The sequence below is a fragment of the Glutamicibacter sp. AOP12-B1-11 genome, assembly GCF_052379245.1.
Classification (GTDB): Bacteria; Actinomycetota; Actinomycetes; order Actinomycetales; family Micrococcaceae; genus Glutamicibacter.
Window position 1 is genome coordinate 1 of the sequence record NZ_JBQSYL010000057.1, and the last position, 7,170, is coordinate 7,170.

Sequence of the window (7,170 nt, forward strand, 5' to 3'; positions counted from 1 at the left end):
CACCCCCCACCCGCGGTGCTTAATGGTTCGTCTTAGCTTTCCAGCGCCGCCGGTGCCGGCTCGCCTTCCAGCTGGCCGTTGCCGCCCTCGGCGTGGAAGACGAACTTGCGCGTCTCCGCCTCGCCTTCGACGTCCACGGTGATCTTCTGGCCGGTGACGATCTGCCCGAACAGGATTCGCTCGGAAAGCTGGTCCTCGATATCGCGCTGGATCGTGCGGCGCAGCGGGCGTGCACCCATTGCAGGATCGTAACCGCGCTCGGCGAGCAGGCTGCGTGCAGCCTGGGTCAGCTCGATGGTCATGCCGCGGTCGTCCAAGCGCTTGGACAGGCGTGCGATGAACAGATCAACGATCTCTTCGATCTCATCCTGGCTCAGCTGCGGGAAGACCACGGTGTCATCAACACGGTTCAGGAATTCCGGGCGGAAATGCTGGCGCAGCTCCTCCTGGACCTTGGCCTGCATCCGCTCGTAACCGGTCTTGGTGTCCGAGGCGGACTGGAAACCAGTCATCACGCCCTTGGAGATGTCGCGGGTACCAAGGTTGGTGGTCATGATGATGATGGTGTTCTTGAAGTCCACCACGCGACCCTGGGAGTCGGTCAGTCGGCCGTCTTCCAGAATCTGCAGCAAGGAGTTGAACAGGTCCGCGTGGGCCTTCTCCACCTCGTCGAAGAGCACGACGGCGAATGGCCGACGGCGCACCTTCTCGGTCAGCTGGCCGCCCTCTTCGTAACCGACGTAGCCCGGAGGGGCACCGAACAGTCGCGACACGGTGTGCTTCTCGGAGTACTCGGACATGTCCAAGGTGATCAGCGCGTCTTCCTCACCGAAGAGGAATTCGGCCAGCGCCTTGGCCAGCTCGGTCTTGCCCACGCCGGTCGGGCCGGCGAAGATGAACGAGCCGCCGGGGCGGTTCGGATCCTTCAGGCCTGCACGGGTACGGCGGATCGCCTGGCTGATCGACTTGATCGCCGAGTCCTGTCCGACGACACGCTTGTGCAGCTCTTCTTCCATGTTCATCAGGCGCGTGGACTCTTCCTCGGTCAGCTTCACAACCGGAATACCGGTCGAGTTAGCTAGCACCTCGGCAATAAGATCCTCGGTGACCTCGGAGATTTCATCCAGGTCGCCGTTGCGCCAGGACTTTTCCTTCTCGTTCCGGGCCTCGATGAGCTTGGACTCCTTGTCGCGCAGCGAAGCGGCACCTTCGAAGTCCTGCGCATCGATCGCAGCTTCCTTCTCCAGTCGCACGGTGGCGATTTCCTCGTCCATTTCCTTCAGCGCCGGCGGGGCGGTCATGCGCTGGATGCGCAGTCGTGCACCCGCCTCGTCGATCAGGTCAACGGCCTTATCCGGCAGGAATCGGTCCGAGATGTAGCGGTGCGCCAACGTGGCGGCAGCCTGCAGGGCACCGTCGGTGATGGACACGCGGTGGTGCGCCTCGTAGCGGTCACGCAGGCCGCGCAGGATCTGCGTGGTCAGCTCGACCGAAGGCTCCTTGACCTGAATCGGCTGGAAACGACGCTCAAGCGCCGCATCCTTCTCGATATTCTTGCGGTACTCATCCAAGGTGGTGGCGCCAACGGTCTGCAGCTCGCCGCGGGCCAGCATCGGCTTCAGGATCGAAGCCGCGTCGATTGCGCCTTCGGCGGCACCGGCACCCACCAGGGTGTGGATCTCGTCGATGAACAAGATGATGTCCCCGCGGGTGCGGATCTCCTTGAGCACCTTCTTCAGGCGTTCTTCGAAGTCACCACGGTAACGCGAGCCAGCCACCAGCGAACCGAGGTCCAGGGTGTACAGCTGCTTGTCCTTGATGGTCTCCGGCACGTCGCCACGCACGATCGCCTGGGCCAAGCCCTCGACAACCGCGGTCTTGCCGACACCAGGTTCACCGATCAAGACCGGGTTGTTCTTAGTACGGCGCGAGAGGACCTGCATAACGCGTTCCATCTCGTGCTCGCGACCGATCACCGGGTCCAGCTTGCCCTCGCGGGCGGCTGCGGTGAGGTTGCGGCCGAACTGATCCAGCACTGCCGAACCGGCAGGAGTTCCCTCCTGCTGGCCACTGGAGCTGACACCAGCCGAGGCGGTGTCCTTGCTTCCCTGGTAGCCCGAGAGCAGCTGGATGACCTGCTGGCGCACGCGACCGAGGTCGGCACCCAACTTCACCAGCACCTGGGCTGCGACGCCCTCGCCCTCGCGGATCAGGCCGAGCAGGATGTGCTCGGTTCCAATGTAGTTATGCCCCAGCTGCAACGCTTCACGCAGCGAGAGCTCCAAAACTTTTTTGGCGCGTGGAGTGAAGGGGATATGACCGGAAGGTGCCTGCTGGCCCTTTCCGATAATCTCCTGCACCTGCTCACGCACGGCACCCAACGAAATATTCAGCGATTCGAGCGCCTTGGCGGCGACCCCATCACCTTCGTGGATAAGACCGAGCAGCAGGTGCTCGGTGCCGATGTAGTTGTGGTTGAGCATGCGCGCCTCTTCTTGGGCGAGCACGACAACTCGACGGGCACGGTCGGTAAATCTCTCAAACATCTTCGGCACACTCCTTGCTTACCAATAATTCGATGCTACGCACCGCGGGGCCACAATGCGCCCTTGTTCGCCATAGGGATAACCCGCAGGGCTAGATGACGGATTATTCGATTGGCAAACCAATATCTGTCAGGCAAATTTTATCGTCAATTTATTCGTTCTATCTTCAAGCAAATGATTTTGATTGGTGCACCAAACAAAATCATCGTAATCTGCTCGTGATACAAGCAAAGGGCCGGAGTACCTTTCGATACTCCGGCCCTTTGCTGAGACTAATTCAACACCTAGTGAGTTACTTGGCGCGACCCCGGCCACCCTTGCGCATAGCAGCGTTATAGGCGTCAACAACATCAGCATTCAAGCGCCCGCGGGCGTTGACCTTAATGTTGTTTTCCTTGGCCCATGCGCGAATTGCAGGAGCCTCGCTCGCGCTGCTTTGCTTCGCCGAACGCGCAGCTTCGATATATGGCTCCAGGGCCGCACGGAATTCGTCGGCGTGCTCCGAGTTCAAGTCAATCTCGTAGTGCTGACCAGCAATACTGAACGAAATCGACTCAACCGCTTCGCTGCCATCAATGTCGTCAATCAGGGCAATCTGAACCTGACGTGCCATTATTCTTATTCCTCCATGCGTGGATTTGCTGAACTAAGTCCATAAGAACTCAAAGTTCATTGCAAAAATCAAGTATAGTCAGATTTTGCAATAAATTCGAACGCATCAAACAATTAAGAGGTAATTACTAGGATTATCCTAATTTCCGGACGTGCTGGTTTCTGAATTACCATGATGTGCGATTTTAGCTTCGGCTTCGGCCTGGGCTTTGCGCTCATTCCGATCAGCGTTTGAAATCGCCTTGATCGCGTACCAAAATATGAGCCCCAGCACGATAGTTGGAACAATTGCCTCTACATATGGCATGGGATTTATGCCTCCGGCTTGAGTAATGGGAACAGGATCGTTTCGCGAATTCCTAGGTCGGTGAAGAGCATAACCAGTCGATCGATGCCCAATCCGATACCACCCATTGGTGGGGCACCGTATTCCAGTGCGCGCAGGAAGTCTTCATCCAGTTGCATTGCCTCCGGGTCGCCACCGGCAGCCAACAACGATTGCTCGGTCAGGCGCTCACGCTGGATGACTGGGTCGATCAGCTCGGAGAACGCGGTACCGCGCTCCATGCCACCGATGATCAAGTCCCACGCTTCAATGACGCCAGGCTTTGAACGGTGTGGCCGCGCCAGCGGCTGGGCCAGTGGCGGGTAATCGCAGACGAAGGTCGGGTCGATCAGCTTCGGCTCGACGATCTCGCCGAATAATTCGATGACAAGCTTCTGCGCGCTCCACGACGGGTCGATCTTGACTTGGTGCTTTTCGGCGACGCCACGCAATACCTCGGCGTCGGTCTCTGGGGTGATCTCCACGCCCACGGCTTCGGAGAGGCCCGGGTACACGCTCAACCAGCGCCATTCGCCGTCCAGGTTGATGGTGCCGTTTGCGGTCTCGATGGTGCGACCGGCGCCGATGGCATCCGCCGCGTTGAGAATCATCTGCTGCATGCGCTCCGCCATCACGTACTGGTCTGCGTAGGCTTCGTAGCATTCAAGCATGGTAAATTCCGGCGAGTGCGTGGAGTCCACGCCCTCGTTGCGGAAGATGCGGCCGATTTCGAAGACCCTGTCCACGCCGCCAACCACTGCACGCTTGAGGTACAGCTCCAAGGCGATGCGCATGGTCATTTCCTGATCGAAGGCGTTCAGGTGCGTCTTGAATGGGCGGGCCGAGGCTCCACCGTGCACCAGCTGTAGCATCGGGGTCTCTACCTCGACGTACTCGTGGTCCTCGAGGGTGCTGCGCACCGCACGGATGATCGCCGCGCGCTTGTACACCATTTCGCGGGCTTCGTTGCGAACGATCAGATCCGCATAGCGCTGACGCACACGGGTTTCTTCATTCAGGTCTGCGTGCAGCACCGGCAACGGGCGCAGGGCCTTGGAAGCCATTTCGAAGCCATCTGCCATCACCGACAGTTCGCCGCGACGCGAAGAAATTACCTCGCCGGTCACGAATACGTGGTCACCGAGGTCGACCAGGGACTTCCACTGGGCCAGGCGCTCTTCGCCGACATTTGCCAGCGAAAGCATAACCTGCAGGCGGGTGCCGGCGCCCTTCGGGCCGCCCTCCTGCACGGTGGCGAAGCAGAGCTTGCCGGTATTGCGCATAAAGACGATACGTCCGGCAATGCCGACCTTGACGCCGGTCGCCTGATCTGGCTCGAGCTCCGGGAACTGTTCGCGGACTTGCTGCAGGCTATGAGTGCGTGCCACCCCAACCGGGAAGGCTTCCTCGCCGTTTGCCAGCAGGGCGTTGCGCTTATCGATGCGGACCTGACGCTGGTCGTTTGGATCGGTGCTATCTGCGGAATTATTTTGGGAAGTCACAATAGTCCATTCTACGTGCCATTCTTAGTCATTTGGCAGGATCATGATGCGCCTTACACGGTGATCTGCGCGCCTTAACGAATTCAAGGCGCAGAGATTGCTCCCTGCGCCTTGCCTGGTACTACCAGATGGTCACTCGATCTGCCGGATCAAGCCACATTCCATCGCCCGGCTTGGTGTCAAAGGCCTCGTGGAAGGCAGTCAGGTTCTTCGGCACCTGATTGCAGCGGAACTCGCCCGGCGCGTGCGGGTCGGTGGTCACACGCACCACTGCGGTCTCCGGCCGGATCAGCGTGCGCCAGCACTCGGCCCAGGAGTAGAAGAAGCGCTGATCGCCGGTGACACCGTTGATTATCTCGTCCTCTTCGATGCCGCGGGCGGCCAGCTCAAGCTTGTAGGCCCGGTAGGCGATGCCCAGCCCTCCGAGGTCACCAATGTTTTCCCCGAGCGTCAGTTCCCCGTTCACCTGGTGGTCCGGTGCCTCGGTGGGGCGCAAAGCGTTGTACTGGTCGACCAGCTTGCCGGTGAGCTGCTCAAAAGCCTCGCGGTCCGCCTGGGTCCACCAGTTGGTCAGCTGGCCGGTTCCGTCATACTGTGAGCCCTGGTCATCGAACCCATGGCCGATCTCGTGTCCGATGACCGCACCGATCGCCCCGAAGTTCGAGGCGACGTCACGGTCCTTGTCGAAGAATGGCAAGCGCAAAATGGCAGCTGGGAAGGCGATCTCATTGAGCAGCGGATGATAGTAGGCGTTGACGGTCTGCGGATACATGAACCAGAGTTCGCGGTCCACCCCGTCATCGATCTTCTTCAGCTCGCGCTTGAATTCGAATTCGTTCGCCGCCGCAAGGTTGGCGATGACATCCACCGGATCGGTCTCGATTGAGGAGTAATCGATCCACTCGTTCGGATAGCCGATCTTAGGCCGGAACATCGACAGCTTCTCAAGGGCCTTCTCGATGGTCTCCGCGCCCATCCACGGCAGATTCGAGATCGATATGCGGTAGGCCTCGATAAGCCGCTCAACCAGTGCGTCCATCGCGTGCTTGGCTTCTTCCGGGAAGTGCTTGGCCACATAGAGCTGACCAATATCCTCGCCTACGCCGCCTTCGGTGAAGGATACGCCGCGCTTCCAGCGTTCCTTCAGCGTTTCCACCCCACCGAGCTTGGCCGAGTAGAAAGAGAAATTCTCATTGACAAACGCACTGGACAGGTATGGTGCGAAGGAACGCAGCGCCTGAACGGTGAGCCAGTTCTTCCAGCTCTCCAGGGGTTCTGCGCTGAGCAGTCCGGAGAGCGCTTCGAAGTAGCTTGGCTGCCAAAATACTACCTCGGCAGAGTACTTCGATTCGATCCCGGCGCCCTTCAGCCAGGTGCGCAGGCCGGGGAACAACTTGAAGACTTCTTCTTCGGTCATGAGGTTATAGCGTGCCTGAGCATCACGGACCTTGACCCGATCCCAGTGATGACTAGCTATCTTGGTCTCCAACGCAGTCACGGAGGCAGCCGCCTGCGCAGGGTCGGGAATGCCGCCGAGCGCCAGCAGCCGGGTTAGGTGTTCTTCATAGTCGGAGACGGTCTGTGCGAACTGTTCTTCGCGGTAATAGGACTCATCTGGCAACCCAAGACCGCCCTGCAAGAAGGTCAACAGGTTTCGTTCCGGGTTTCCGGCGTCGTTCATTGCTCCCGAGGCAAGGAAGCCACTTATGCCCTTGCGATAGAAGGAGCCAGAAAGCTCAAGCAGGGATTCGACATCTGAAACGTTCGAAATTGCCTGCAGGTATTCAGCGACCGGATCGGCGCCGCGCTGTTCGATGACTTCTTCGTTCATGAAACTACCGTACAAATCGGCGATACGCTGTGACGGACCCGCTAGTTCTGATCCGGATTCGTGCGCTTTGACTGCATCTGTAATGATCGCGTGGACCGCGTCTTCAGCGTCGTCGCGAAGCTCCATGAAAGATCCGTATAGCCCTTGATCGCTCGGGATGGAAGCCGATTCGAACCACTTTCCGTTCGAATGACGGTAGAGGTCGTCCTGGGGGCGGATGGAATCATCACGATATTTCAGCGCATCTGTCGTCAACGAGGGGCTCCCTATATAGCGGATCTAGCAGTACCTGTTATTCACTGTATCTATTAGATCGCTAGCCCGAAGGACGTCGCTCGTATATGCGCCGAAGGC

The 7,170-nt window shown here is 59.1% G+C and carries 5 protein-coding genes; all 5 read right to left on the reverse strand.

The genetic code is table 11. From position 1 onward, the window contains the following. Positions 1–32 precede the first annotated feature (32 nt). The 5 genes from ACT3UQ_RS19290 to ACT3UQ_RS19310 all read right to left on the reverse strand — a co-directional run bounded on the left by ACT3UQ_RS19290 (position 33) and on the right by ACT3UQ_RS19310 (position 7,071). The gene (locus tag ACT3UQ_RS19290; RefSeq protein ID WP_105553658.1) at positions 33–2,546 is read right to left on the reverse strand and encodes an ATP-dependent Clp protease ATP-binding subunit; all 2,514 of its coding nucleotides are present in this window, start codon (positions 2,544–2,546) and stop codon (positions 33–35) included. A gap of 292 nt (positions 2,547–2,838) precedes the next feature. After that, positions 2,839–3,159 carry a histone-like nucleoid-structuring protein Lsr2 gene (locus ACT3UQ_RS19295; RefSeq protein WP_105553659.1) on the reverse strand — a complete coding sequence of 107 codons (321 nt, stop codon included), beginning with the start codon at positions 3,157–3,159 and terminating at the stop codon, positions 2,839–2,841. 138 nt (positions 3,160–3,297) lie between these two features. Beyond that, a complete protein-coding gene (locus ACT3UQ_RS19300) occupies positions 3,298–3,465 on the reverse strand; it encodes a hypothetical protein (protein ID WP_181148467.1) in 168 nt (55 codons plus the stop codon). A gap of 5 nt (positions 3,466–3,470) precedes the next feature. Continuing rightward, positions 3,471–4,985 carry a lysine--tRNA ligase gene (gene lysS / locus ACT3UQ_RS19305; RefSeq protein ID WP_105553660.1) on the reverse strand — a complete coding sequence of 505 codons (1,515 nt, stop codon included), beginning with the start codon at positions 4,983–4,985 and terminating at the stop codon, positions 3,471–3,473. A 121-nt stretch (positions 4,986–5,106) separates the two neighbouring features. Then, a complete protein-coding gene (locus ACT3UQ_RS19310; protein WP_258133587.1) occupies positions 5,107–7,071 on the reverse strand; it encodes a M13 family metallopeptidase in 1,965 nt (654 codons plus the stop codon). Positions 7,072–7,170: the final 99 nt, after the last annotated feature.